Source organism: Bradyrhizobium semiaridum, assembly GCF_020329505.1.
Taxonomy (GTDB): domain Bacteria; phylum Pseudomonadota; class Alphaproteobacteria; order Rhizobiales; family Xanthobacteraceae; genus Bradyrhizobium; species Bradyrhizobium semiaridum.
Map to the genome: position 1 here is coordinate 268,243 of NZ_JAGKJJ010000001.1, position 22,170 is coordinate 290,412.

Annotated in this window: 22 protein-coding genes; 9 read left to right on the forward strand and 13 right to left on the reverse strand. The window is 65.4% G+C overall.

What is annotated here, in order from left to right; translation table 11 throughout:
• Positions 1 to 140: 140 nt before the first annotated feature.
• Together J6500_RS01195 and J6500_RS01200 are read right to left on the reverse strand one after the other, a co-directional pair.
• Positions 141 to 458 (reverse strand): FtsB family cell division protein, encoded by a 318-nt coding sequence (locus J6500_RS01195; protein ID WP_225710836.1) that lies wholly within the window; start codon positions 456 to 458, stop codon positions 141 to 143.
• Between the two features lie 48 nt (positions 459 to 506).
• A complete protein-coding gene (locus J6500_RS01200; protein WP_225710837.1) occupies positions 507 to 1,058 on the reverse strand; it encodes an NADPH-dependent FMN reductase in 552 nt (183 codons plus the stop codon).
• Positions 1,059 to 1,288: 230 nt separating this feature from the next.
• Here J6500_RS01200 and J6500_RS01205 point away from each other — a divergent pair, with 230 nt between their 5' ends.
• Entirely contained in the window at positions 1,289 to 2,413 is a 1,125-nt protein-coding gene (locus J6500_RS01205; protein ID WP_225710838.1) for a D-alanine--D-alanine ligase family protein, read from the forward strand.
• Between the two features lie 123 nt (positions 2,414 to 2,536).
• Here J6500_RS01205 and J6500_RS01210 read toward each other — a convergent pair whose 3' ends face one another.
• Together J6500_RS01210 and eno are read right to left on the reverse strand one after the other, a co-directional pair.
• Positions 2,537 to 3,676: a zinc-binding dehydrogenase gene (locus J6500_RS01210; protein WP_225710839.1), complete on the reverse strand. Its 1,140-nt coding sequence runs from the start codon at positions 3,674 to 3,676 to the stop codon at positions 2,537 to 2,539.
• A gap of 62 nt (positions 3,677 to 3,738) precedes the next feature.
• Positions 3,739 to 5,022 carry a phosphopyruvate hydratase gene (gene eno / locus J6500_RS01215; protein ID WP_225710840.1) on the reverse strand — a complete coding sequence of 428 codons (1,284 nt, stop codon included), beginning with the start codon at positions 5,020 to 5,022 and terminating at the stop codon, positions 3,739 to 3,741.
• A gap of 122 nt (positions 5,023 to 5,144) precedes the next feature.
• Here eno and queF point away from each other — a divergent pair, with 122 nt between their 5' ends.
• The gene (queF, locus tag J6500_RS01220) at positions 5,145 to 5,621 is read left to right on the forward strand and encodes a preQ(1) synthase (RefSeq protein ID WP_225710841.1); all 477 of its coding nucleotides are present in this window, start codon (positions 5,145 to 5,147) and stop codon (positions 5,619 to 5,621) included.
• A gap of 66 nt (positions 5,622 to 5,687) precedes the next feature.
• On the opposite strand, the gene J6500_RS01225 is transcribed toward queF, so the two are convergent.
• The 5 genes from J6500_RS01225 to kdsA form a co-directional block, all read right to left on the reverse strand.
• Entirely contained in the window at positions 5,688 to 6,998 is a 1,311-nt protein-coding gene (locus tag J6500_RS01225; RefSeq protein WP_225710842.1) for a glycoside hydrolase family 5 protein, read from the reverse strand.
• A gap of 18 nt (positions 6,999 to 7,016) precedes the next feature.
• Positions 7,017 to 7,157 carry a hypothetical protein gene (locus J6500_RS01230; protein WP_225710843.1) on the reverse strand — a complete coding sequence of 47 codons (141 nt, stop codon included), beginning with the start codon at positions 7,155 to 7,157 and terminating at the stop codon, positions 7,017 to 7,019.
• The gene (locus J6500_RS01235) at positions 7,158 to 9,239 is read right to left on the reverse strand and encodes a GumC family protein (protein ID WP_225710844.1); all 2,082 of its coding nucleotides are present in this window, start codon (positions 9,237 to 9,239) and stop codon (positions 7,158 to 7,160) included.
• Between the two features lie 157 nt (positions 9,240 to 9,396).
• Positions 9,397 to 10,587: an MFS transporter gene (locus tag J6500_RS01240; protein WP_225711052.1), complete on the reverse strand. Its 1,191-nt coding sequence runs from the start codon at positions 10,585 to 10,587 to the stop codon at positions 9,397 to 9,399.
• Between the two features lie 34 nt (positions 10,588 to 10,621).
• Positions 10,622 to 11,479 carry a 3-deoxy-8-phosphooctulonate synthase gene (gene kdsA / locus J6500_RS01245; RefSeq protein ID WP_225710845.1) on the reverse strand — a complete coding sequence of 286 codons (858 nt, stop codon included), beginning with the start codon at positions 11,477 to 11,479 and terminating at the stop codon, positions 10,622 to 10,624.
• 164 nt (positions 11,480 to 11,643) lie between these two features.
• Here kdsA and J6500_RS01250 point away from each other — a divergent pair, with 164 nt between their 5' ends.
• Complete coding sequence (locus tag J6500_RS01250; RefSeq protein WP_225710846.1) at positions 11,644 to 11,979, forward strand: PAAR domain-containing protein; 336 nt, start codon at positions 11,644 to 11,646, stop codon at positions 11,977 to 11,979.
• Between the two features lie 152 nt (positions 11,980 to 12,131).
• Here J6500_RS01250 and J6500_RS01255 read toward each other — a convergent pair whose 3' ends face one another.
• Entirely contained in the window at positions 12,132 to 12,458 is a 327-nt protein-coding gene (locus tag J6500_RS01255) for an NIPSNAP family protein (protein WP_225710847.1), read from the reverse strand.
• Between the two features lie 170 nt (positions 12,459 to 12,628).
• Between J6500_RS01255 and J6500_RS01260 the strand changes: the two genes are divergently transcribed.
• From J6500_RS01260 to J6500_RS01270, 3 genes are all read left to right on the forward strand, one after another.
• The gene (locus J6500_RS01260; protein ID WP_225710848.1) at positions 12,629 to 13,303 is read left to right on the forward strand and encodes a response regulator transcription factor; all 675 of its coding nucleotides are present in this window, start codon (positions 12,629 to 12,631) and stop codon (positions 13,301 to 13,303) included.
• Positions 13,300 to 14,679, forward strand: a complete 1,380-nt coding sequence (locus J6500_RS01265) for a sensor histidine kinase (protein WP_225710849.1) — start codon at positions 13,300 to 13,302, stop codon at positions 14,677 to 14,679. The genes J6500_RS01260 and J6500_RS01265 overlap by 4 nt, the downstream gene beginning before the upstream one ends.
• Positions 14,680 to 14,782: 103 nt before the next feature.
• Positions 14,783 to 15,451: a class I SAM-dependent methyltransferase gene (locus J6500_RS01270; RefSeq protein ID WP_225710850.1), complete on the forward strand. Its 669-nt coding sequence runs from the start codon at positions 14,783 to 14,785 to the stop codon at positions 15,449 to 15,451.
• Positions 15,452 to 15,501: 50 nt separating this feature from the next.
• Here J6500_RS01270 and pyrG read toward each other — a convergent pair whose 3' ends face one another.
• Together pyrG and secG are read right to left on the reverse strand one after the other, a co-directional pair.
• Positions 15,502 to 17,133, reverse strand: coding sequence for a CTP synthase (gene pyrG, locus J6500_RS01275; RefSeq protein WP_225710851.1), 1,632 nt, complete (start codon positions 17,131 to 17,133; stop codon positions 15,502 to 15,504).
• A gap of 168 nt (positions 17,134 to 17,301) precedes the next feature.
• Positions 17,302 to 17,700, reverse strand: a complete 399-nt coding sequence (secG, locus tag J6500_RS01280; protein ID WP_225710852.1) for a preprotein translocase subunit SecG — start codon at positions 17,698 to 17,700, stop codon at positions 17,302 to 17,304.
• A gap of 204 nt (positions 17,701 to 17,904) precedes the next feature.
• On the opposite strand from secG, the gene J6500_RS01285 reads away from it, so the two are divergent.
• Positions 17,905 to 18,471 carry a helix-turn-helix domain-containing protein gene (locus tag J6500_RS01285; RefSeq protein ID WP_225710853.1) on the forward strand — a complete coding sequence of 189 codons (567 nt, stop codon included), beginning with the start codon at positions 17,905 to 17,907 and terminating at the stop codon, positions 18,469 to 18,471.
• 3 nt (positions 18,472 to 18,474) lie between these two features.
• Entirely contained in the window at positions 18,475 to 19,035 is a 561-nt protein-coding gene (locus tag J6500_RS01290) for a GNAT family N-acetyltransferase (RefSeq protein WP_225710854.1), read from the forward strand.
• A gap of 224 nt (positions 19,036 to 19,259) precedes the next feature.
• On the opposite strand, the gene tpiA is transcribed toward J6500_RS01290, so the two are convergent.
• A complete protein-coding gene (gene tpiA / locus J6500_RS01295; RefSeq protein ID WP_225710855.1) occupies positions 19,260 to 20,012 on the reverse strand; it encodes a triose-phosphate isomerase in 753 nt (250 codons plus the stop codon).
• Between the two features lie 237 nt (positions 20,013 to 20,249).
• Here tpiA and J6500_RS01300 point away from each other — a divergent pair, with 237 nt between their 5' ends.
• On the forward strand, positions 20,250 to 22,151 hold the full coding sequence (locus J6500_RS01300; RefSeq protein WP_225710856.1) for a peptidylprolyl isomerase: 1,902 nt from the start codon (positions 20,250 to 20,252) through the stop codon (positions 22,149 to 22,151).
• The last annotated feature ends 19 nt before the right edge of the window (positions 22,152 to 22,170 follow it).

Consider the following 22,170-nt stretch of genomic DNA (forward strand, 5'->3'; position numbering starts at 1 on the left):
AGTTGGAAAACCCTCTCTAACCCAACTCAAATCGCCTTGGAAGGAGTGCGTTCGCTGGATGGAATTTTGCCATGCCGCACTGCAACGCGGCGCGACACTTTTGTGATAGCACGTGGATGTTTTTGAAATTTGAGAACGCGTCAATTCGGCTTGATGATCCGAACCAAATCCCGCGGATTGGCGTAGTCGAGCTGGTAGCGCGCACGCTCCTCCAGCATGTCGGGATCGACGCGGTCGGTCCGCAGCAGCGATACCCGCTGCTCGCTTTCGGCCCGCTCCTTTTTCAACCGCGCCAGCTCGGAAGTCAGCGCGATGATCTCCTGATCGAGCTCCTGCCGGGCGTTGAGACCGTATTTGCCGGTGTAGGCATTGACCCCGAAATAGCCAACCATCAGTGCCGCCATCGTGTAGAGGGCGAGACCGGTCAGGATCGATTTGAGTCGCGTGCGGGAGACCATGGCCGCGACCATGCGGCCATGGCGGTTAATGGACCGCTAAGGATTGGGTTATCGGTTCTGCTTCTCGATGAACGCGGCGAATGCGTCGAGATATTGCTGCAGCACGCCCTTGAGCGACTCCTTGGCCAGCTCGCCGCTCTGGTCGAAGGCATCGCCGATGCCGTTGAGATAGGTCTCCGGCTGACCGAGGATCGGACCGCAGATGCCCGGCAGGATGTTCTGCAGATGCTTGGCCGCGCTGACACCGCCGAGCGGGCCCGGCGAATTGGAGACGATGCCGACCGGCTTGCCGAGGAACGAGCTCTTGCCGTAGGGCCGCGAGGCGACGTCGATCGCGTTCTTCAGCACGCCCGGGATCGAACGGTTGTACTCGGGGGTCACGAACAGCACGCCATTCGACTTCTGGATCTTGTCACGCAAGGCCAGCCAGTCCGACGGCGGTGCCGCCTCGAGGTCCTGGTTGAAGAAGGAAATGCCCTCGAGCGTGGTGACGTCGAGCTTGAGCGAGGCAGGCGCGAGCTTGGCCAGCGCATTGGCAACCCTGAGCGAGAAGCTCTGCTTGCGAATGCTGCCGACGATCGTGACGATGTTATAGGCCATAGCGATTTCCTTCGGGCGTTTGGCGTGTGAACCGGAACCGGCAGCCTTGACCTACCGGCGCGGCAAAAAAGATGCAAGTGCATGGATCATTCAATTCCGGAAACGCAGCGTTCATGGAATTTGGCTGGTTGGCGATCGACCAGCCCCGACCGCACCGTCTCCAGGGTTCTAGACATGTTCGTTTGAATATGTTGCCGTCGTGTGATCCAGCCCCTCCGAGCATAAAGGCGATGGCAGAGCTCAAGAAGAGGATTGCTATTCTGTTCGGCGGCCGTTCGGCCGAGCATGACGTCTCGCGCGCATCGGCAGCCAACGTGCTGCGCTCGCTCGATCCCGAGCGCTATGACGCAACCCCGATCGGCATCGCCCGCGACGGCCGCTGGATCGTCGCCGATGTGGGCAACGACGCCGGCGCCGGTGGCACCGCGCTTGTTATCCCGGACGATGGTCCGCAACTCGCTCTGCTGCCCGGCGGCCACGGCCGCGCGCTGGCGTTCGGCGGCGCGGCGGACGCGCCGCGCGAATTGCCAGCCTTCGATGTCGTGTTCCCGGTGCTGCATGGCCCTAATGGCGAGGACGGCACAGTTCAGGGCGCGCTCGAACTGTCTGATGTCGCCTATGTCGGCTCGCGCGTGATGGGATCGGCCGCCGCGATGGACAAGGACGTCGCCAAGCGGCTGATGCGCGACGCGGGCCTGCCGATCGTGCCCTACGTCGCGATGTCGGCGGCAACTCCCATTGCCTATGACGAGGCAGCCGCTGCAGTCGGCGCGCATGAGGTGTTCGTCAAGCCGGCTAACATGGGATCATCGGTCGGCGTTTCCCGGGCGCGCAATGCGGCTGAGTTCGAGGCCTGCTGCAAGCTCGCATTTCGTTTCGACAGCAAGATCCTGGTCGAGCGCGGGCTCGCGCCGATCCGCGAAGTCGAGTGCTCCGTACTCGAGGATGCCGCCGGCCAGATCCGCGCATCGCAGCTCGGCGAGATCGTCCCCTCCGACAAGCACGGCTTCTACTCCTACGACGCGAAATATCTCGATGCCGATGGCGCGCTGCTTCAGGTGCCGGCCAACGTGCCGGAGGCGCTGGCCGATCGCATCAGGGCGCTCGCGATCGAGACGTTCGGTGTGCTCGGTTGCGAAGGCATGGCGCGGATCGACTTCTTCCTGCACGGCGAGCAGGCCTATGTGAACGAGGCGAACACGCTGCCCGGCTTCACCAATATCAGTATGTATCCGCGGCTGTGGGAGGCCAGCGGCCTGCCGCAGTCCGAGCTGATGGACGTGCTGATCGGCCACGCCCTCGAGCGCCAGCGGCGTTTGCGAGCGCTGGCCTTCGACCGCGACCAGGCTTCGTAGCCCGGATGAAGCGCAGCGAAGTCCGGGGCCGCTATGTCCGCGGCTGGGACGCCCCGGATTGCGCTGCGCTCATCCGGGCTACGGAATCTCCCTTGCTACGGACATTTGAGCACGCTCGCGCGGCTACATTGGCTTGTTCGGGTTGATCAGGAATTTCTCGCCAGTGGCGCGCTTGTTGTAGACGGCGATGTTGCTGAGCTGCAGCGCTTCTTGCAGCGACACCACCTTGGTGTAGTGGCTGGCGAACGTCGTCTTCAATTCCGCCACCACGCGCTGGCGCAGCTTGTTGCCGGCCTCCGGACCGATCTTCATCAGGAACGGGAACAGCAGCCAGCCGCCCACACCCCAGGCCATGCCGAAGCCGCGCGGCAGCGTGATCTCGCGGGTATCGAGGCTGCCGTAGACATAGACCTGCTTGTGCACGTTCGAGCCGTAGCGACTGTAGGCTTTTGCACTTCTGTTGATGGCAGTCTCCATCGCAACCAGGATCTGGCCGGCGAGCTTGCCGCCGCCGATCGCATCGAACGCGATCGTCGCGCCGGTCTCGACCAGCGCGTTGGTCAGGTCGTCCATGAAGCTCGGTGCGGTGGAATCGACGACGTGCTTGGCGCCGATCTTGTGCAGGATGTCGGCCTGCTCCTTGTTGCGCACGATGTTGACGAGGCCGATGCCGTCCTTGAGGCAGATCTTGTTGAGCATCTGGCCGAGGTTGGAGGCCGCCGCGGTGTGCACCAGCGCCTTGTGACCCTCGCGCCGCATCGTCTCGGTCATGCCGAGCGCGGTCAGCGGATTGACAAAGCAGGATGCGCCCTCGGCCGGCGTGGTACCATCGGGCAGCGGCAGGCATTCACCGACCCGCAGCGTGCGATACTGCGCATACATCGCGCCGCCGATCATCGCCACGGTGCGGCCCATCAGCGCCTTGGCGGCGTCGGACGAACCGGTCCGGATCACGACGCCGGCGCCCTCATTGCCGACCGGCATCGACTCGTCGAGCCGCGCGGCCAGCCCGCCGAGCGCTGCCTCCGGCACGCGCGCGGTCACCACGGGCAACTCCCTGGTGCCGGAGACCTTGGCCGCCGACATGTCGGCGGGACCGATCAGCAAACCGAGGTCGGACGGGTTGATCGGCGTCGCCTCGACCCGGACCACGACCTCGTCGGGTCCGGGCTCGGGGGTCGGGACGTTGACCAGCGATATCTCCAGCTCGCCATTCTTCTTGAGCAGCGAACGCAGTTGCAGCCCGCTCTTGCCGTCGCTCATCCCGACCTCCCTGTTTTATAGCCTTGGTTGTTTTATAGTCTTGGTTCCGATCAGTTGGGGCGCTAGGCCAGCGCCTTCAAGGCCGCCCTGCCCGCATACTTGGCCTGGGTGCCGAGCTGCTGCTCGATGCGCAGCAGCTGGTTGTACTTGGCGGTACGGTCGGAGCGCGCCAGCGAGCCGGTCTTGATCTGCCCGCAATTGGTCGCGACCGCGAGGTCGGCGATCGTGGAGTCCTCGGTCTCGCCCGAGCGGTGCGACATCACGGCGGTGTAGCCGGCCTTGTAGGCCATCTCGATCGCGGACAGCGTCTCGGTCAGCGTGCCGATCTGGTTGACCTTGACCAGGATCGAGTTGCCACGGCCGTTCTTGATGCCGTCAGCGAGCCGCGTCACGTTGGTGACGAACAGATCGTCGCCGACCAGTTGACACTTCTTGCCGATCGCGTCCGTCAGCTCCTTCCAGCCGTCCATGTCGTCCTCGGACATGCCGTCCTCGATGGTGACGATCGGATAGCGGCCGACCAGATCGGCGAGATACTTCACCTGCTCCGAGCGCGAGCGGGTTTTGTTCTCGCCGCCATAGACGTAGGAGCCTTCCTTGAAGAATTCGGTCGAGGCGCAGTCGAGGCCGAGCAGAACGTCGCCGCCCGCCTTGTAACCGGCCTTGCCGATCGCGTTCATGACGAAGTCGAGCGCGGCATCGGCCGACGGCAAGTTCGGCGCGAAGCCGCCCTCGTCGCCGACATTGGTGTTGTGGCCGGCCTTCTTCAGTTCGCCGCGCAGCGTGTGGAAGATTTCCGAACCGCAGCGCAGCGCCTCGGCGAAGCTGTTCGCACCGACCGGCAGGATCATGAACTCCTGGAAGTCGATCGGATTGTCGGCATGCACGCCGCCATTGATGATGTTCATCATCGGCACCGGCAGCGTCCGCGCCGAGGTGCCGCCGACATAACGATAAAGCGGCATGTCGAAGGATTCGGCCGCCGCCTTTGCGCAGGCCAACGAGACGCCGAGGATGGCGTTGGCCCCGAGCCGGCTCTTGTTCGGCGTGCCGTCGAGATCGATCATGATCTGGTCGATCGCGACCTGGTCCTCGACGCTGTGATCGCTGAGCGCCTCGAAGATCTCGCCATTGACGGCCGAAACCGCCTTCTGCACGCCCTTGCCGAGATAGCGGGCCTTGTCGCCGTCACGCAGTTCCACCGCCTCATGCGCGCCGGTCGAGGCGCCCGACGGCACCGCCGCGCGGCCGATCGACCCATCCTCAAGCACGACATCGACCTCGACCGTGGGATTGCCCCGGCTATCAAGGATTTCGCGGCCGATGATGTCGATGATGGCAGTCATGAGAACCTCTTATGGCAGTGAGGGGTCGGATGGCGCTGCTTCTACCGCAACGCATCGGGGTGGAAAAGGCCGGGTGACTGATCCGTCGTCATTGAGTAAAGACAGCGCACGGAGACCGATAAATGGCGAAAAAGTCCAGCAAATCGAAGATGTCAGCCGGCCTGCAACTCGGCCGCGCGGTGGAGTGGCCCGACACGCCGGAAAAGGCGCAGCTCGACCGCGTGCCCAATCCGCAGGCTGGTACCGATTATCTGGTGCGATTCACGGTGCCGGAGTTCACCTCGATCTGCCCGGTGACGGGACAACCGGATTTCGCCCATCTGGTGATCGACTATGTGCCGGGCCGCTTCCTGCTCGAATCCAAGTCGCTGAAACTGTTCGCCGCGAGCTTCCGCAACCATGGCGCGTTCCACGAGGACTGCACCGTGATGATCGGCAAGCGCATCGCAAGCGAGATCAAGCCGAAATGGCTGCGCATCGGTGGCTACTGGTATCCGCGCGGCGGCATCCCCATCGACGTGTTCTTCCAGACCGGCCGCCTGCCGAAGAGCATCTGGGTCCCCGACCAGGGCGTCGCGCCCTATCGCGGGCGGGGCTAGAGCGAACATGACGCAGGACCACAATTGCGGCTTGAATCGTCCGGACGGGGTTTGCGGTGCTGCTGTCTATCGCATCAGCATACGGTCGGTGATGTCCCGCTGCTCGGAACGAAAGTTTCCGATCCCCCACTCGGTCTGGATGCCATAGGGCGGATCGTTTGACGGGCCGATCAACCACCAGCTGCCGCTGATCGGTTGCTGACCGGGGCCGAACGTCGGGCCGCCCTGGTTGCCATAGTCACCCGACATGTAGCCGATCAGTGTCGCGGCCCAATCGCGATCGGCCTGCGTCCGCAGCGAGGAGCCCATCTCGCCGATCCAGACCGGCGCGATGTTGTCGCGGACCAGATAGCCCCAGCCACGGTTCATCCGATCGACATAGGCCGCTCCGCTTTGCGCGAGATCAAATCGCGCGATGTCGGACACTTCGTCCGGGTACTCATGAACGGTGTAGACCAGCTTGTTTGCGATCGGCAGCTTCACCGGATTGGTGCCCGCGGCGGTGAGATTTCCCGACGGCGTGGCGAATCCCGGATCCATGCCCGAGGCTGCCGGCGGCGGCGCGTAAAAGAACGGCCCGGGACAGATGATCAGCGCGTCCCTGTTGACCGACTGGATCGCCGCGCCCACGGTTTCGCACATCGCCTTGATGTCGGTCGGTCCGCCGCCGCCCCAGGTGATGAGCCCCTTCTCGCCGTTCGGCTCGTTGTGGAGATCGAAACCGATCACCGTGGGATTTCCGGCAAACGTCCGCGCGATCCGCACCCAGTTCTGCTTGAACGTTTCCGCGGTGACTCGACCTTTGACGCCGCCGTCCCTCCCCGCGCTTCCCGGTCCGAGATCAAACCACAGGCCGTTCTTCTGCTCGGTCCCTTCGTTGGTGTGATGGTCGAAAATCACCTTCAGGCCGATCTGCCCGGCGTAGCTGACGACCTTCTCGAACAGTTGCAATGTGGTGACGTATCGATAACGCCCGTTCGCGTCCGGCGCCGGATCGGCAACCAGATCCCAGTTCAGGCTGGTGTGAATCCAGCCGAGCCGATCATTGTAGCCGTTGAGCGGCACATCCAGGCCGGCGTCGGTCCAGGGGATTCTGACCGTGTTGAATCCACCGGCCACGATCGCATCCAGCACGGTCCGGTAGCTGACCTGCCAGAGGCCCGCGAGCACGGCGCCCGGCGGGCTGTCCGTACCATTCCAGCCGATCGATGCGATACGGACGCTGCGGCCGCCGGCGTCGACGATCTGGCTGCCCGACGTGCTCAGAAAACCCGACGGCAGCAGCCGGCCGCCGCCCGCCGCGGGCCGCTCGCGATCGGCGACCTGGAGCACGATGGCGGGCGGAGCGATATGCGGGTCCAATGCCAGGACGGCCATGAAGTGATCCTTGTCAGGTCACGCAATCGCCGGGACATCTCGCCACCGGAACAGCGCAGAGACCATGATGAAGATGTCAACAACCTGGCGCTTTGCAACCTCGGACCCGAGCGCGAGCGCTTCATCAAGGCCTCGGTCCTCGGCGATGCGGTTGGCCAATCATGCCGCCACGGTTTCGGGATCAGCCTCCACAACGACGGATCTGGCCTTGATCCGGTTGTGCTTCAGCAACTCGGCCAGAACCCGCGCATCGTCCGTCTTGGCGCCTCTCGCCGACTCCAGGAAGATCACCTCATCAGCCATGGCGTAGAGCCCGAATTCAGACGGTGTGCCGCCCAGTTCGCCGCCGTCGATGATGACGCGCTCGAACTCGCGTGCCTCCTTCAGAGCAGTCGAAAGCAAATAGCGCATCTGATGGTCCGCCGAAGCCAATTTCGTCAGGCCGACCGGAACGATTCGAATGTTCGTTCTTCCCAACGCGCAGGCCGCGTCCCCAATGGTCGATTTGCCGGCGAGCACGTCACGAAGCCCAGGACGCTGGCCGAACCGCAATCGCGACGTCACGGGAAAACGCGCCAGATCGGCATCGATGACAAGCACTTTCTGCCCCGCCTCCTCGAGCGAACGCGCCAGCTCCAGTGCGGTCAGGTCAAGCGAGGCGTCGTCGGACGAGGCACGGACCAGCAACACCGAATGCCCAGTGGGCGCGCTGAGCAGTTCCGCCGAAAAATCGCGCAATCGTACCGGGCGCTCCGCTCTCACGGGAGGGACGGCTTCCGGCTGCACCGGCGGCGAGACGCTGACCCGCCGCGTGTTCGGTTTCGGCGCGCCCCTGCCCCCATTTTCGAGACTTTCACGCGCCAAAGCCAGGACGATGCCCAGACTAAGCCCACCGAACAAGGCCGCGGCCAAGATGATCGTGGTCGGAGGCCAGCTCTTGCGATCCGGCGGCGAGGCTTGCGAGATCAACCTGATATTGGTGGTGTCGATCACCTCCTGCACGCCCGCGGTCTTGGCCTTTGCCAGGAACGTCTCGTAGAGGGCGCGATCGGAGTCCGCCTTGCGCTCCAGCTCGCGCAGCGGCACCATGACCTTTTCGTTGTTCTCCGAGAGCTTCTTCAAGGAATCGAAGCGCGCCTGGAGGGTCTGGACATTTGTCCGTTCGCCAGCGGCCGCGTTTCGGACCGCAGCGGCGATCAGCTTGACCTCGTTCTTGATCGCGACCTGAACGTCCTGGAGCTGGGCGCGCGCGGCGCGGAGCGCGGGATGATTGGGTCCGTTGATCAGCGCCAGTTGCGCTTCTTCGCGGGATACATCCGCTGCGCGGGCGCGAAGCTGCGCGATCGTCGCGGACTGGACCGCTTCCGGCAGGGAGTCCAGCTGCGCGCCGCCGGCTTCGATCGATTCGATCACCTTGACGCGCGCCAGTATCTCGTTCAGCCGGGTCTTCGCGTTGGTCAGTTGGGTATTGGCCTCGTCAAGCTCCTGCTCGGTCACCAATCGGTTTCGCGCGCCCACCAGATTGTTGGCGGCCTTGTAGGCTGCAACGGCCTGTTCCGACTGGTTGACGGCGGCACGCATCCGGTCCAGTTGCGATGTGATCGCGTCGGAGATGCGCCGGTTGAAATTCGAGTTCGCGCTGGCCTGGCCTTCCAGAAAGGCATTGGCCACGGCATTGGCGAGCTTGGCCGCCTGCTCCGGCGTGCGGGCCGAAACCATGATGTCGATGACGAATGAACGGTCATTGCGCTTGACCGCGGTGTTCAAACGCAAATTGCGCAAGGCGACGAGCTCGGCAGGCTTGTTCTGCGACAACCCGAGCAGACCCATGATGGTCGCGGTGACGCCGCTGCGGCCGTTAAAATCCGGATCGCTCGCCAACTTCATCTCGTCGACGACACGTGACAACACTTCGCTGGATGTGATGATCTTCAACTGGCTTTCAACGAGGAGCAGGCCGTCGCCGGGCACGGAGTTCTGCACCGACGGCTCCTCCTTGGGAGTCGGGCGGTCGCGAGGATCGACGTAGACCTCGGCGGTTGCAGTATAGGTAGGCCGGGCGATCGCGACATACATTGTCGCTATCGCGCAAAATGCCGCGGCCACTCCGAGAATCCAGTGCTTACGCCTGAACAGGATGCCCGTCACATCCTTGAAATCGACACTGTCCGAAACCTGACCACCGGCGTCGCGCATGATGGCGCTGATCGCCTTGCTGCCGTCTGTGTGCTGACCCGCCATTCCAAACTCCAACCCGACGGGCACGACAAGATTTCGGACCAGCCGACTACTGACCGTAGAGTAAACAGGTAGAGTTAATCCGCGGTTACTCGGTCCGGCCAGGTTTCCTGGCGCGCCGGCGAGAATCCGGCGCTAACCCGAAAGGCGGGCTGTCCGCTCACGGCATGACGTCCCGCCGCGCCGCGGCGTCAGCCGGCGGACCCTGCCGCAGAAATCGTGCGCAGATGAAGCCGAGCACGACCATCACGGCGGCGGCCGAGATCAAGGTCGGCGTCTTGCCGGCGTGCTGCAGGCCGAAGCCATAGGCGATCGGGCCGACGGTCTGGCCCATGAAGAAGAAGAACGAATGCAGCGACAGCGCGGTGGCGCGCGCTTCGACCGACAGCTCGCTGGCGAACACCTGCAGGCAGCCGTGGATCATGTAGAAGCCGAGGCCCATCACCAAGAGGCCAGCCATCTGCAGCTTCCAGAGCGGCCCGAAGGCGACGCCGACGAGCTGGGTTGCGACCAACGTCGCGCCGACCACCATCATGCCCCTGACGCCAAGCCGCGGCAGCAGGCGCGACACCGTCAGCGTGTAGATAAGTCCGCCGATCGCAAAGCCGGCGATGACGATGCCGGCGATCGACAGCGATGTTTCGCCGAGCTCGAACAGGAACGCGGCGATGAAGGGAAACAGCCCGAGCACGCAGCAGCCTTCGACGAAGACAGCCGAGTAGCAGATCCGTGCATTGGGATTGGTGAAGATGGTGCGGTAGCCGTGACGCAGCGCCTTCAGGCTGGAGCGTGGCGGACGGTTCAACTCGGCGCCGCGGAAGCCTGCGGCCACTGCCAGCGCGACGATGATGACGAGAGCGCCGAGCACCGCGAGCACGCCGCGCCAGCCGAGCAGGTCGCCGATCAGGCCGGAGGCCGTCGCACCGAGCAGGTTACCGGTCATCGATCCCGCCAGCGTCCGCCCGATCGCAAGCTGCCGCTTCTCGGGACCCACGAGATCGGAGGTCAGCGACAGCGCCACCGGGAAGACGCCACCCGAGCCGATGCCGGCGAGGATGCGGGTCACGAACAGCATCGGGAACGACGTCGAAAACGCGCCGAGGATGTTGGCGAGGCCGAGCAACGCGAGGCAGATCGTCATCAGCCGCGCCTTGCCGAACAGGTCGGCGGCGGCGCCGATCGCCGGCTGCACCGCGGCGAAGGTGAAGGCGAACACCGCGGCAAAGCTCGCCGCGGTCGCGATGCTGACGGAAAAATCCTCGGCGACATGCGGCAGCACCGGATCGAGCGCGCGCACCGAGAGGCTCGCCGCGAAGGTCGCCAGCGTGATCACATTGAGGGCCGGCGGCATGCCGCTGGTTGCGGTCACGTCCCGATCCGCCGCGTCAGACCATGGTCTTGGTGAGCGAATCGAAGTCCATCAGCCGCTTCACCAGGGATTCGAAATCGCGGAGCGGCACCATGTTCGGGCCGTCGGAAGGCGCGTGATCGGGATCGGGATGGGTCTCGATGAACACGCCGGCAACCCCGACCGCGACGGCGGCGCGTGCGAGTACCGGCACGAACTCGCGCTCGCCGCCGGACGAGGCGCCCTTGCCGCCCGGCTGCTGCACCGAATGGGTGGCGTCGAAGATCACCGGCGCGCCGGTGGTGCGCGCCAGGATCGGCAGCGCGCGCATGTCGGAGACCAGCGTGTTGTAGCCGAACGAAGCGCCGCGCTCGGTGACCAGCACATTGGCGTTGCCGGCGCTGGTGATCTTGCTGACCACATTGGCCATATCCCACGGCGCCAGGAACTGGCCCTTCTTGACGTTGACGACCTTGCCGGTCGCTGCCGCAGCCAGCAGCAGGTCTGTCTGCCGGCACAGGAAGGCCGGAATCTGCAGCACGTCGACCGCCTGCGCCACTTCGGCGCACTGGGCAGGTTCATGCACGTCGGTCAAGACAGGCAGCCCGAGCGACGAGCCAATCTCGGCAAAGATCGGCAGCGCCTGCGCAAGGCCGATGCCGCGCGCGGCGGTGGCGCTGGTGCGGTTGGCCTTGTCGAACGAGGTCTTGTAGACCAGACCGATCTTCAGCCGCGCGGCGATCTCCTTCAGCGCAGAGGCGACTTCGAGCGCGTGCGCGCGGCTCTCGAGCTGGCAGGGACCGGCAATGATCTGGAGCGGCAGGGCGTTGCCGAACTGCACCGATCCAACGGCGACGACGGGCGCGGCGGCCTGCGCGGAAGTGTGACTGGTCAAAATGCTGCATCCTTTCGCGGCCCGACCATGCAATCTGCAGCTTGAGGGATCAAGCCGCCCCCGCGATGGAGGGGGTTGCGCTGACGCCGTGGGTGCGCCGTGCTATCACATTCCTGCCCCAGCCGCCGCCATAAGCTGCCCGGGAACCAATACCGTGAGGGACAATGCGCCTATCGCTCGTGATCGCTGCCGCCGTCGCGCTGTCCATACTTGCGGGGCCGGCGCTCGCCCAGACAGCCAGCCAGCCCGGCGTCGTCACCAGCGGCGCCACCGGCGTCACCATCAACGGCAAGCCGGCTGCGCGCAGCGGCGACACCACCAGCAATGGCGGCCCGCTGGTCGAGGGCGTGCCCAACGTCCTGATCAATGGCAAGCCGGCGGTCGTGGTCGGCGACCGTACCCATTGCGGCGGCAAGACCGCTTCGGGCGCGAACGGCGTCTTCATCAACGGCAAGCCGATGGTGCGCCAGGGCGACCAGACCTCGGGCTGCGCGCAGTAGCGCGGCTGCGGCATTTTCGCTTCCCAAGAGGGTGGGCGCAAATGCCTCCCCCGTCATTGCGAAGCGAAGCAATCCATGACGCGGCATACGCGGAAGCATGGATTGCTCCGCTTCGCAATGACGGGGATAGAGCTAAGGCTGATCGCGGCGCCTCACTTCACCGACGAGAACGACGTCGGCACCAGGAGCTGGTTGACGATGTTGAGCACGATCTGGCCGTCCTCCTCGGTCTTGGCGCGCGCCGCGATCCATTCCGGATCGGTCTGGAACGCGGTCCACTTCTTCTCGCGCTCGGCAAGCGATTCCCAGGCCAAAAGGTAGGTCAGCTCCTGGTTGGATTCGCCGACCAGCGTCGTGAAGAAGCCGGCCTGCTTGATACCGTGCTTCTCCCACAGCTTCAGCGTGATGGTCTCGAAGCGCTTGAGCAGCGCCGGCAGCCGGCCCGGCAGGCAACGATAGACGCGGGTCTCGTAGATCATTGGTGCGCTCTCCCCTATTGTTGGCGCCGGGGTTATAGCGAGCGGGTTCCCGGCTGTCTTGAGGGGTGACAGCATGGCACCCCTGCCCGTCCTGCCCGCAGCAGTCCCGCAATGTTGCTGCAATGTTGGCGGCCCTAGAACCGGCGGTTCGAGACCTGAATAGCGAAGACATGCGGATATTGCTGGTGGAAGACGAAGCCGAAATGGCCGCGGCGCTGTCGCAGGCGCTGAAGGCCTACGACATGGTGGTGGACCATGTGCCGACCCTTGCCGACGCCGAGGAAGCAATTTCCGCCGACGTGCACAGCGCCGTCCTGCTCGACCGCCAGCTGCCTGACGGCGACGGCCTCACGCTGATCCCGAAACTGCGGGCACGGGCAGACGGCGTGCCGATCATCGTGCTGACGGCACGCGGCGACCTCGCCGACCGCATTTGCGGCCTCGACAGCGGCGCCGACGACTACCTGGCAAAGCCGTTCGCGGTGGAGGAATTGCTGGCACGGCTGCGTGCCGTGCTGCGCCGCCCCGCCAGCGTGCAGTTCGAGGTCATCCGCGCCGGACGCGTCGCCTTCGACTGCAGCCATCGCGAGGTCAGCATCGATGGCCGCCCGCTCGATCTGCCGCGGCGCGAGCTGCTCGTTCTGGAGGCGCTGCTGCGGCGGACCGGGCGCACCGTGCTGCGGGGCGCGCTGGAGGAAGCCGTCTACAATTTCGACGACGAGATCCAGTCGAACGCGCTCGACACCCATGTCTCGCGTCTCAGGCGCAAGCTCGCCGACAGCGACGCCGGGATCGAGATCCACAGCATCCGCGGCGTCGGCTATCTCCTGAAGCAGACCTCATGAGCGAAGCCGCCGACAATTATTGCCTGCGCTCGTATTTGAGCTGGCGGCTGGTCGCGCTGCAGGCGGTGCTGCTGGTGACGCTCATCGTTCTGCTGATCGGCGCCCTCTGCGCCTCCGGCGTGCTGGTGGTGCCCCGCGATGAAGACCACGTCATCGCCATCGTGCAGCGTTCGCTGGCGCGTGATGTGCAAGGCGGCCTCGTACTGCGCCCGACGGCAGAGCTGAACGAGTTGCGTGCCAACACGCCCGATCTCTGGTTCGTGGTGCGCGATCCGCAGGGCCATTCGCTGTCGGAAGGTCCGGTGCCCGGCGAATTCGCCCGGCTCGGCGATGCGCTCAGCGAGATCAGCCAGGCGCGGCTCGGCTGGCAGATGTTCGAGGACGATCCGCGCAAGGCGCCGGCGCGCATGAAGCGCGTCCACGCCGATGTCGGCCTCGTGCAGATCATGACCGCGACGCAGGGACCTATGTCGCGCGCCCGCACCGTGCTCGCCACCTCAGTGGCCTTTCTCGCCATCGCCCTGCCCGGCCTTCTCCTGATGGCTGCGGCAACCTTCGTGGCGACGCCGATGGTGGTCAAGCGCGCCTTCGCCGGGCTGGACACCGCGGCGGAGGAAGCGCGCCGGATCGATTTCAGACGGCGCGGCAGCCGATTGTCGGCGGACCACCTGCCGCTCGAGGTCGCGCCGCTGGTTGCCGCCATCAACGACGCGTTGAAGCGGCTCGACCACGGCTATGCGCGCCACCAGCGCTTCGTCGCCGACGCCGCCCACGAGTTGCGCACGCCGATCGCGATCCTCAACACCAGACTGGAAGCGCTGCCGGCGAGCCCGGAGAAGACGCGCCTGCTGGAGGATACCGCCCGGCTTGCGACGCTGGCCGAGCAGTTGCTCGACATCCAGCGTTTCGATCAGTGCCGCAATCCCCGGGTCCGCGTCGATCTCGTCGCGGTCGCGCGCAACGTCGCGGCCGACCTCGCGCCGCTCGCGATCGCCGCCGGCTATGAGCTGTCGCTCGACACCGCGGCCGAACAGGTCGAAACGATGGGCGACCGTGCCGCGCTGGAGCGCGCGCTAACCAACCTCGTGCAGAACGCGATCCAACATGGCGGCCGGCGCGGCACCATCACGATCCATGTCGGCAGCACGGCGACGATCGACGTCACGGATGAAGGCGACGGCATTCCGCAGGATGAGCGCGCGCGGATCTTCGATCCGTTCTACCGGCTGGCGCCGCTCGACCGCGGCGCCGGACTCGGCCTCAACATGGTGCGCGAGATCGCAAGACTGCACGGCGGTCACGTCTCCGTGCTCGACGGGCCGAAGGGCGGTGCATGCTTCCGCCTAACACTGCCGACGGCGCCGTTCGCCGAATAGCGCGAACGTGTCATTGCGCAATGCTGTCGCAATGCTGACCCTGCAGAACGTCTCACGCCTTGAAATCGAATCGAGGCGCGAACTCATCTTGCCGGGAAAGCAAATGGCACACGACTTCCTCTCATTCTTCACAGCCTGGCTGGCGGCGCCTGGCCGCGTCGGCGCGATCGCGCCCTCGGGCACAGCGCTCGCCGAGCTGATCACGCGCGACATCACGGCGGCGACCGGCCCGATCCTCGAACTCGGCCCGGGCACCGGCGCGTTTACGTATCAGTTGCTCAAGCGCGGCGTGCGCCAGCAGGATCTCACGCTGATCGAATACGGCTCGGACTTCATGCGGCTGTTGCAGCTCCGCTTTCCGGGCGCGCGCGTGCTGTGGATGGACGCGGCGCAGCTGGGTTCAGAGCGGCTCTATGTCGGCGCGCCGGTCGGCGCTGTCGTCAGCGGCCTGCCGCTGCTCAACATGTCGCCGCGCAAGGTGATCTCGATCGTCAGCGGCGCGTTCAGCTACATGCGTCCCGGCGGCGCATTCTATCAGTTCACCTACGGCATGCGCTGCCCGGTGCCGCGGCCGATCCTCGACCGCTTGGGCCTGCGCGCCACGCTGGTCGATCGCGCGCTGCTCAATGTGCCGCCGGCCGCCGTTTACAAGCTGACGCGGCGTCCGCAATACAAGCTGCTCACGCGTGAGGTGGCACCGGCAGACGATTCATCCGTCGCGCGCATCACCGGCGAGCGCCGCGCCAGGGAAGAGTACGCGACGCCGGCGTGAGCGGCATCAGGAAAACCGTCGCCAACCGACCGACCTTGTCGACGGCCGGCTCAGACCAGCCGGCTCTGCTTCGCCGCAGCCTCGATGAAGGACGCAAACAGCGGGTGCGGCTCGAACGGCCGTGACTTCAGCTCGGGATGGAACTGGACGCCGATGAACCAGGGGTGGTCCTCGTACTCGACGATTTCAGGCAGCACGCCGTCGGGCGACATGCCGGAGAAGCGCAGACCGTGCTGCTCGAGCCGGTCCTTGTAGGCGGTGTTGACCTCGTAGCGATGGCGGTGCCGCTCGGATATCTCGGTCGCGCCGCCATAGACCTGAGAGACGCGGCTGCCGCGGTTGAGCGCTGCGGGATAGGCCCCCAGCCGCATGGTGCCGCCGAGGTCGCCGCTCTGCGAACGCCGCTCGAGCTCGTTGCCGCGCAGCCATTCGGTCATCAGGCCGACCAGCGGCTCGTTGGTCGGGCCGAACTCGGTCGAGTTGGCGTCCTCGATGCCGACCAGATTGCGCGCCGCCTCGATCACGGCCATCTGCATGCCGAAGCAGATGCCGAAATACGGCACGTCGCGCTCGCGCGCGAACTGCGCCGCCTTGATCTTGCCCTCGGCGCCGCGCTGGCCGAAGCCGCCGGGCACCAGGATGCCGTTGACGTGCTCGAGGAACGGTGCCGGATCCTCGTTCTCGAACACCTCGCTCTCGATCCAGTCGAGATTGACCTTCACCTTGTTGGCGATGCCGCCATGCGAGAGCGCCTCGATCAGCGATTTGTAGGCGTCCTTCATGCCGGTATATTTGCCGACGATCGCGATCGTCACCGCGCCTTCCGGATTGCGGACGCGCTCGTTGATCACGTTCCAGCTTTGCAGCGCCGGCGGGATCTTTGCAGTGATGCCGAACGCGGCCAGCACCTCGTCGTCGAGGCCGGCGGCGTGATAGGCCTCGGGCACCGCGTAGATGTTGTCGACGTCGCGCGCCTCGATCACGGCGCTTTCGCGCACGTTGCAGAACAGGCCGAGCTTGCGCCGCTCTTCCTTCGGAATCTCGCGGTCGGTGCGGCACAGCAGGATGTCCGGCTGGATGCCGATCGAGCGCAGCTCCTTCACCGAATGCTGCGTCGGTTTTGTCTTGAGTTCGCCGGCACTTGGAATGTACGGCAAAAGCGTCAGGTGAATATAGACGGCGTGGTCGCGCGGCAGCTCGTTCTTGAGCTGGCGGATCGCCTCGAAGAACGGCAGGCCCTCGATGTCGCCGACGGTGCCGCCGATCTCGACCAGCACGAAGTCGTAGCCGTCGTTGCCATCAAGCACGAATTCCTTGATCGCGTTGGTCACGTGCGGGACCACCTGGATGGTGGCGCCGAGATAGTCGCCGCGGCGTTCCTTGGAGATGATGTCCTGATAGATGCGCCCGGTCGTGATGTTGTCGGCCTTGGTGGCTGGCCGTCCGGTGAAGCGCTCGTAGTGGCCGAGATCGAGATCGGTCTCGGCGCCGTCGTCGGTCACGAACACTTCGCCGTGCTGATACGGCGACATCGTTCCGGGATCGAGGTTAAGATAGGGGTCGAGTTTGCGGAGACGGACCTTGTACCCGCGAGCCTGCAGCAGGGCACCGAGTGCCGCTGAAGCCAGACCCTTGCCGAGCGAGGAGACCACGCCGCCGGTGATGAATATGTACCGCGCCATGGGACTTTACCTTTAATCCGCTTCCTGCGATTCGCAAAACGAATCGGCTCTCCCCGGCAAACTACCGGCCGGGCTGTGGGTGACCGTTAAATTGACTGCGATTTCAGACTATTGATGGGTATTTCTGATGCAGGATACCAGCACAGCATCCTGCATGGCCACCCTGCTTTATTGCGACTGTGGCGCCTGCGGGCCGGCCGGCGCCGCCGGAGCCTGCTGCCCCTGCTGCTGATCGGCCTTCTTCAGCGAATCGAGGATGCCGCCCGAGGTCGGCGCTGATACCGGGGCGCCACCGGCCGGCTGCTGCTGGGCCGGCGCGCCGGCGCCGATGATCGAGCTCGGCTTGCGGTCGTAGCCCGCATACCAGGACAGGAACAGACTGGTCAGGAAGAAGCCGACTGCCAGGATCGCCGTGGTCCGCGTCAGCAGATTGGCCGTACCGCGGCTTGACATGAAGCCGGCGCCGCCTCCCATGCCGAGGCCGCCGCCTTCGGATTTCTGCAGCAGCACTGCGCCGATCAGGACGGCGACGATCATGAGGTGGACGATGATAACGACAGTCTGCATCGCAAGCCTTCCGTCACAAGCCGCCAAGCGGCCAGACAAACGGCGCTATCGGCTTTGCGGGTTTTCGTGAAGTCGCGCCCTGTTACACGATTGCACCGGGCATTGTCACCCCCGAGATAGTCGCAGTGCCCTCGATCACAAGCGACTGCGACCATGCCGATCCAGCGCTTGATTGGCGCGGCCATTTTCCATAATAATAGACAAATGGATACTTTGGTAGACGATCTGAGCCAGCGCCTGGCGCAGCGGATCAGGCTCGAACGCGACAGCCGCGGCTGGTCGCTGGCCGACCTCGCCGAACGCTCCGGCGTCTCAAAGGCCACGATCAGCAAGATCGAGCGCGCCGAGGTCAGTCCGACCGCGGTCGTGCTGGTGCGCCTCGCCAGCGCCTTCGATCTCACGCTGGCCGGCCTGATGCTGCGCGCCGAGGGTACCGGCGAGCGGCTGTCGCGCGCTGCCGCGCAACCGATCTGGCGCGATCCCGAGAGCGGCTATCTGCGCCGGCAGGTCTACAGCCGTCCCGATCATCCGGTCGAACTGGTGCGGATCGAGCTGCCTGCAAAGCAGTCCGTCACCCTGCCCGCCTCCTCCTACGCCCATATCCGCCAGCTGGTCTGGGTGCAGAGCGGCAGCCTCGTCATCATCGAGGGCGGCACGCGCCACGCGCTCGGAGCCGGCGATTGCCTCGGCTTCGGGCCGCCAGCGGACACCACCTTTGCCAACGAAAGCAACGCGGCATGCAGCTACGTCGTTGCACTGGCCCGGAGCTGATCCATGTCGTCCTTCGTGATCGAGCCGCTCGTCGACACGCCCGAGATTCGCGACGCGCTCGCCACGCTGCTGGTGGAGACCGTCGCGAGCGGCGGCTCGGTCAGCTTCATGCACCCGCTGCCGCTCGATGACGCGCGGGCGTTCTGGCAGGACTCGCTTGCCGCGGCCGCGAGCGGCGAGCGCATCGTGCTCGGCGCGTTCGACGGCGGCGCGCTGATCGGTACCGTAACGCTGCTGTTAAAACTGCCGCCAAACCAGCCGCATCGCGCGGAAATCGCAAAGATGATGACGCACGTCGCCCACCGCCATCGCGGCGTCGCGACGGCGCTGATGCAGGCCGCCGAGCGGCTGGCCATCGCGCATGGCCGCACGCTGCTGGTGCTCGACACCGCGGAAGAGGAAGGTGCCGCCAGGCTCTACGAGCGGCTCGGCTTCCAGCTCACCGGCCTCATCCCGGACTACGCGCTGAAGCCACATGGCGGCCTGACGGGCACGCTGATCTACTGGAAGCGGATCGGGGCGGCAGCAGCGACAAGTTCACATCTGCCAATCCCGTCATCCTGAGAGAATGCGAATGTATGCCTCACGAGCGGCGCTAAACACTCGGTGTCGTCCCGGCGAAGGCCGGGACCCATAACCACCGAAGGTCATGGTTACGCGACGCTGGGGCCACCGCATTCTTCAACAACACAACCCTGTGGTAGTGGGTCCCGGCCTTCGCCGGGACGACACGTGGGGAGGGCTCCGCATCTCCGTCATCTCCGCGCAAATGCGCGGCCGCCGGCTCCTCAACAGCCCGCAGCAATCGCCAGGAAGTCCGACGCCTTCAGGCTCGCGCCGCCGACCAGTGCGCCGTTGACGTTGGCGACCGCCATCAGTTCCGCCGCATTCGACGGCTTGACCGAGCCGCCGTAGAGAATGCGGACCTTCGCGCCCTCGGCCTTGAACCGCTCGGTGAGCACGCCGCGGATGAACCGGTGCACCTCCTCGACATCGGCTGTGGTCGGCGTCAGGCCGGTGCCGATCGCCCAGACCGGCTCGTAAGCCACCACCAGATTCGCCGCGGTCGAGCCGTCGGACAGCGAGCCCTTGAGCTGGGTGCTGCAGATATCGAGTGTCTTGCCGGCATCGCGCTGCTCGCGCGTCTCGCCGATGCAGACGATCGCGGTCAGTCCGGCCCGCCAGACGGCCTCCGCCTTCTGCCGGATCAGCGCGTCGGTCTCGCCATGATCGGCGCGGCGCTCGGAATGGCCGACGATGATGGCGGTCGCGCCCAGATCCTTGAACATCTCGGCCGAGAGGTCGCCGGTATGGGCGCCCGACGGCTTCGGGTGGCAATCCTGGGCACCGACCGCGACCTTGCCGCCGCGCGCCTTGGCGGCGAAGGCTCCGACCAGCGTCGCCGGTGGGCAGACCAGAAGGTCGGCCTTTGCGGCGAGCGGGCCGGCGCCCGCCAGCATCGCCTCGAACTCGGCCATCGACGATGTCAGGCCGTTCATTTTCCAGTTGCCGGTGATCAGCGGCCGGACGGCGTCGGTCATGTCAGAATTCCCCATCGATCAAGCGCGGTCCTGCGCTAGCAGAGGTAAGCGGCGACTTCCAGAGAGCCGCAACGCGCCGCGCGGCGATTAACCGCTGCAACCCATCCGCGCGGTCAAGGTTGCGGGGGGACGGCGGCCACTTTATGATGGGTTTTCAATTCGGTGACGCCCTGCTGCGGGACCTGATCCCGCCATTGGGCACGAGCCGGTTCCCCTCCTGCAAAACAAGTTGGACCCATGCTTCGAGGAATGCGGAAAGCCTCATCAAACTGGCTCGGCAAGACGATTATGGCCGTGGTGATGGGCGTTTTGATTGTCAGTTTCGGCATTTGGGGCATCGCGGACATCTTCAAAGGATTCGGCCAGTCGTCGCTGGCCAAGATCGGCGGAACCGAGATCTCGGCGGAGCAATTCCGCCAGATCTATACCGACCGCCTGCAGCAGGTCGGTCGCCAGTTCGGCCGTCCACTGACGCCCGAGCAGGCGCGCACCTTCGGCATTGACCGCCAGGTGCTGCAGCAGACGCTCGCCGAAGCCGCGCTCGACGAGGAAGCGCGCCGCATGGGCCTCAATGAGTCCGATGCCGAGGTGCTGCGCCAGATCTACAACGACCCGAACTTCAAGGGCCTCAACGGCCAGTTCGACGCGCAGCGCTTCCAGGCCGTGATCCGCAACTACGGCTATACCGAAGGCCGCTACATCGCCGAGCAGCGCCGGGTCGGGTTGCGGCGCCAGATCGCCGGCACCGTCTCGGCCGGGGTCGAGCCGTCGAAAGCGATGATCGAGGCGTTGACGCGCTTCCAGAACGAGCAGCGCTCGATCGACTACATCACGCTCGGCGCCGCGCAGGCCGGCACCATCGACCCGCCCTCGCCCGAGGCGCTCGCCGCCTATTTCGAGGATCACAAGGTCCAGTTCCGCGCGCCCGAATACCGCAAGATCTCCTTCGTCGCGATCACGCCGGAAGCCATCGGCAAGTGGGAGACCGTCTCCGACGAGGACGCCAAGAAGATCTTCGAGGAGCGCAAGGACCGCATCAGCACGCCGGAGAAGCGCGAGGTATCGCAGATCGTGTTTCCGAATCTCGGCGACGCCGAAGCCGCGCGCGCCCGCATCGCCTCGGGCACCTCGTTCGACGACATCGCCAAGGAGCGCAACCTCAATGCGGCCGACGTCAATCTCGGCCTGGTCGCGAAGTCGGCGATTCTCGATCCCGCGGTCAGCGACGCCGCCTTCCAATTGCCGTCGGGCGAGGTCAGCCAGCCGGTGCAGGGCCGCTTTGGCGTGGCGCTGGTCAAGGTCGGCAAGATCGAGCCCGGCGTGACCCCGACCTATGAAAGCGTCGCCGCGCAGGTGAAGAGCGAGATCGCCACTGAGCGCGCCCGCAACAAGGTCGCCGAGCTGCGCGACAAGATGGAAGACGAACGCGGCGGCGGTTCGAGCGTCGTCGAGGCCGCGCAGAAGCTCGGCCTGACCGCCGTCACCATCGACGCCGTCGACCGCTCCGGCCGCCAGCCGAACGGCCAGCCGGTCCCCAACATCCCGCAGGGCCTCGACGTGGTGTCGCAGGCGTTCGGCAGCGACGTCGGCGTCGACAACGATCCGATCCAGTTTGCCGGCGGATGGGTCTGGTATGACGTCTTGGGCATCACGCCGTCGCGCGAGCGCAATCTCGACGAGGTTCGTCCCCAGGTCGAGGCGAAATGGCGCGAAGACCAGATCTCGAATAGACTGCGCAGCAAGGCGACCGAGCTGGTGCAGAAGCTCGACGCCGGCGGCAAGCTCGCCGACGAGGCGGCCGCACTCGGCGTCAAGGTCGAGACCGCCGCAAACTTCCGCCGCGATGCCCAGCCGGCGGGCGTGCCCGCGGCTGTCATCACCGCCGCCTTCCGCACCGCCAAGGACAGCGACGGGCAGACCCCGGCTGCCGGCGGCAGCCAGTGGATCGTATTCCGGGTCACCGACGTGACGGTGCCCGCGGTCGATTTCGAGTCCAACGAGGTCAAGCAGCTCAAGGAAGCGGTGCGGCGCTCGCTCAGCGACGAGCAGGTGGCGCAATACGTCACCAAGATCGAGTCCGACATCGGCGTGACCGTCAACCAGGCCGCCTTCGCACAGGTGACAGGCGCCAATAATTGAGCATGATGCCAGCGCAAAC

Bases quoted from the DNA above. Each gene is read 5' to 3' on its own strand.
- J6500_RS01195 (WP_225710836.1), bottom strand. From the start codon at position 458: ATGGTCTCCCGCACGCGACTCAAATCGATCCTGACCGGTCTCGCCCTC.
- J6500_RS01200 (WP_225710837.1), bottom strand. From the start codon at position 1,058: ATGGCCTATAACATCGTCACGATCGTCGGCAGCATTCGCAAGCAGAGC.
- J6500_RS01205 (WP_225710838.1), top strand. From the start codon at position 1,289: ATGGCAGAGCTCAAGAAGAGGATTGCTATTCTGTTCGGCGGCCGTTCG.
- J6500_RS01210 (WP_225710839.1), bottom strand. From the start codon at position 3,676: ATGAGCGACGGCAAGAGCGGGCTGCAACTGCGTTCGCTGCTCAAGAAG.
- eno (WP_225710840.1), bottom strand. From the start codon at position 5,022: ATGACTGCCATCATCGACATCATCGGCCGCGAAATCCTTGATAGCCGG.
- queF (WP_225710841.1), top strand. From the start codon at position 5,145: ATGGCGAAAAAGTCCAGCAAATCGAAGATGTCAGCCGGCCTGCAACTC.
- J6500_RS01225 (WP_225710842.1), bottom strand. From the start codon at position 6,998: ATGGCCGTCCTGGCATTGGACCCGCATATCGCTCCGCCCGCCATCGTG.
- J6500_RS01235 (WP_225710844.1), bottom strand. From the start codon at position 9,239: ATGGCGGGTCAGCACACAGACGGCAGCAAGGCGATCAGCGCCATCATG.
- J6500_RS01240 (WP_225711052.1), bottom strand. From the start codon at position 10,587: ATGCCGCCGGCCCTCAATGTGATCACGCTGGCGACCTTCGCGGCGAGC.
- J6500_RS01250 (WP_225710846.1), top strand. From the start codon at position 11,644: ATGCGCCTATCGCTCGTGATCGCTGCCGCCGTCGCGCTGTCCATACTT.
- J6500_RS01255 (WP_225710847.1), bottom strand. From the start codon at position 12,458: ATGATCTACGAGACCCGCGTCTATCGTTGCCTGCCGGGCCGGCTGCCG.
- J6500_RS01260 (WP_225710848.1), top strand. From the start codon at position 12,629: ATGCGGATATTGCTGGTGGAAGACGAAGCCGAAATGGCCGCGGCGCTG.
- J6500_RS01265 (WP_225710849.1), top strand. From the start codon at position 13,300: ATGAGCGAAGCCGCCGACAATTATTGCCTGCGCTCGTATTTGAGCTGG.
- J6500_RS01270 (WP_225710850.1), top strand. From the start codon at position 14,783: ATGGCACACGACTTCCTCTCATTCTTCACAGCCTGGCTGGCGGCGCCT.
- pyrG (WP_225710851.1), bottom strand. From the start codon at position 17,133: ATGGCGCGGTACATATTCATCACCGGCGGCGTGGTCTCCTCGCTCGGC.
- secG (WP_225710852.1), bottom strand. From the start codon at position 17,700: ATGCAGACTGTCGTTATCATCGTCCACCTCATGATCGTCGCCGTCCTG.
- J6500_RS01285 (WP_225710853.1), top strand. From the start codon at position 17,905: ATGGATACTTTGGTAGACGATCTGAGCCAGCGCCTGGCGCAGCGGATC.
- J6500_RS01290 (WP_225710854.1), top strand. From the start codon at position 18,475: ATGTCGTCCTTCGTGATCGAGCCGCTCGTCGACACGCCCGAGATTCGC.
- tpiA (WP_225710855.1), bottom strand. From the start codon at position 20,012: ATGACCGACGCCGTCCGGCCGCTGATCACCGGCAACTGGAAAATGAAC.
- J6500_RS01300 (WP_225710856.1), top strand. From the start codon at position 20,250: ATGCTTCGAGGAATGCGGAAAGCCTCATCAAACTGGCTCGGCAAGACG.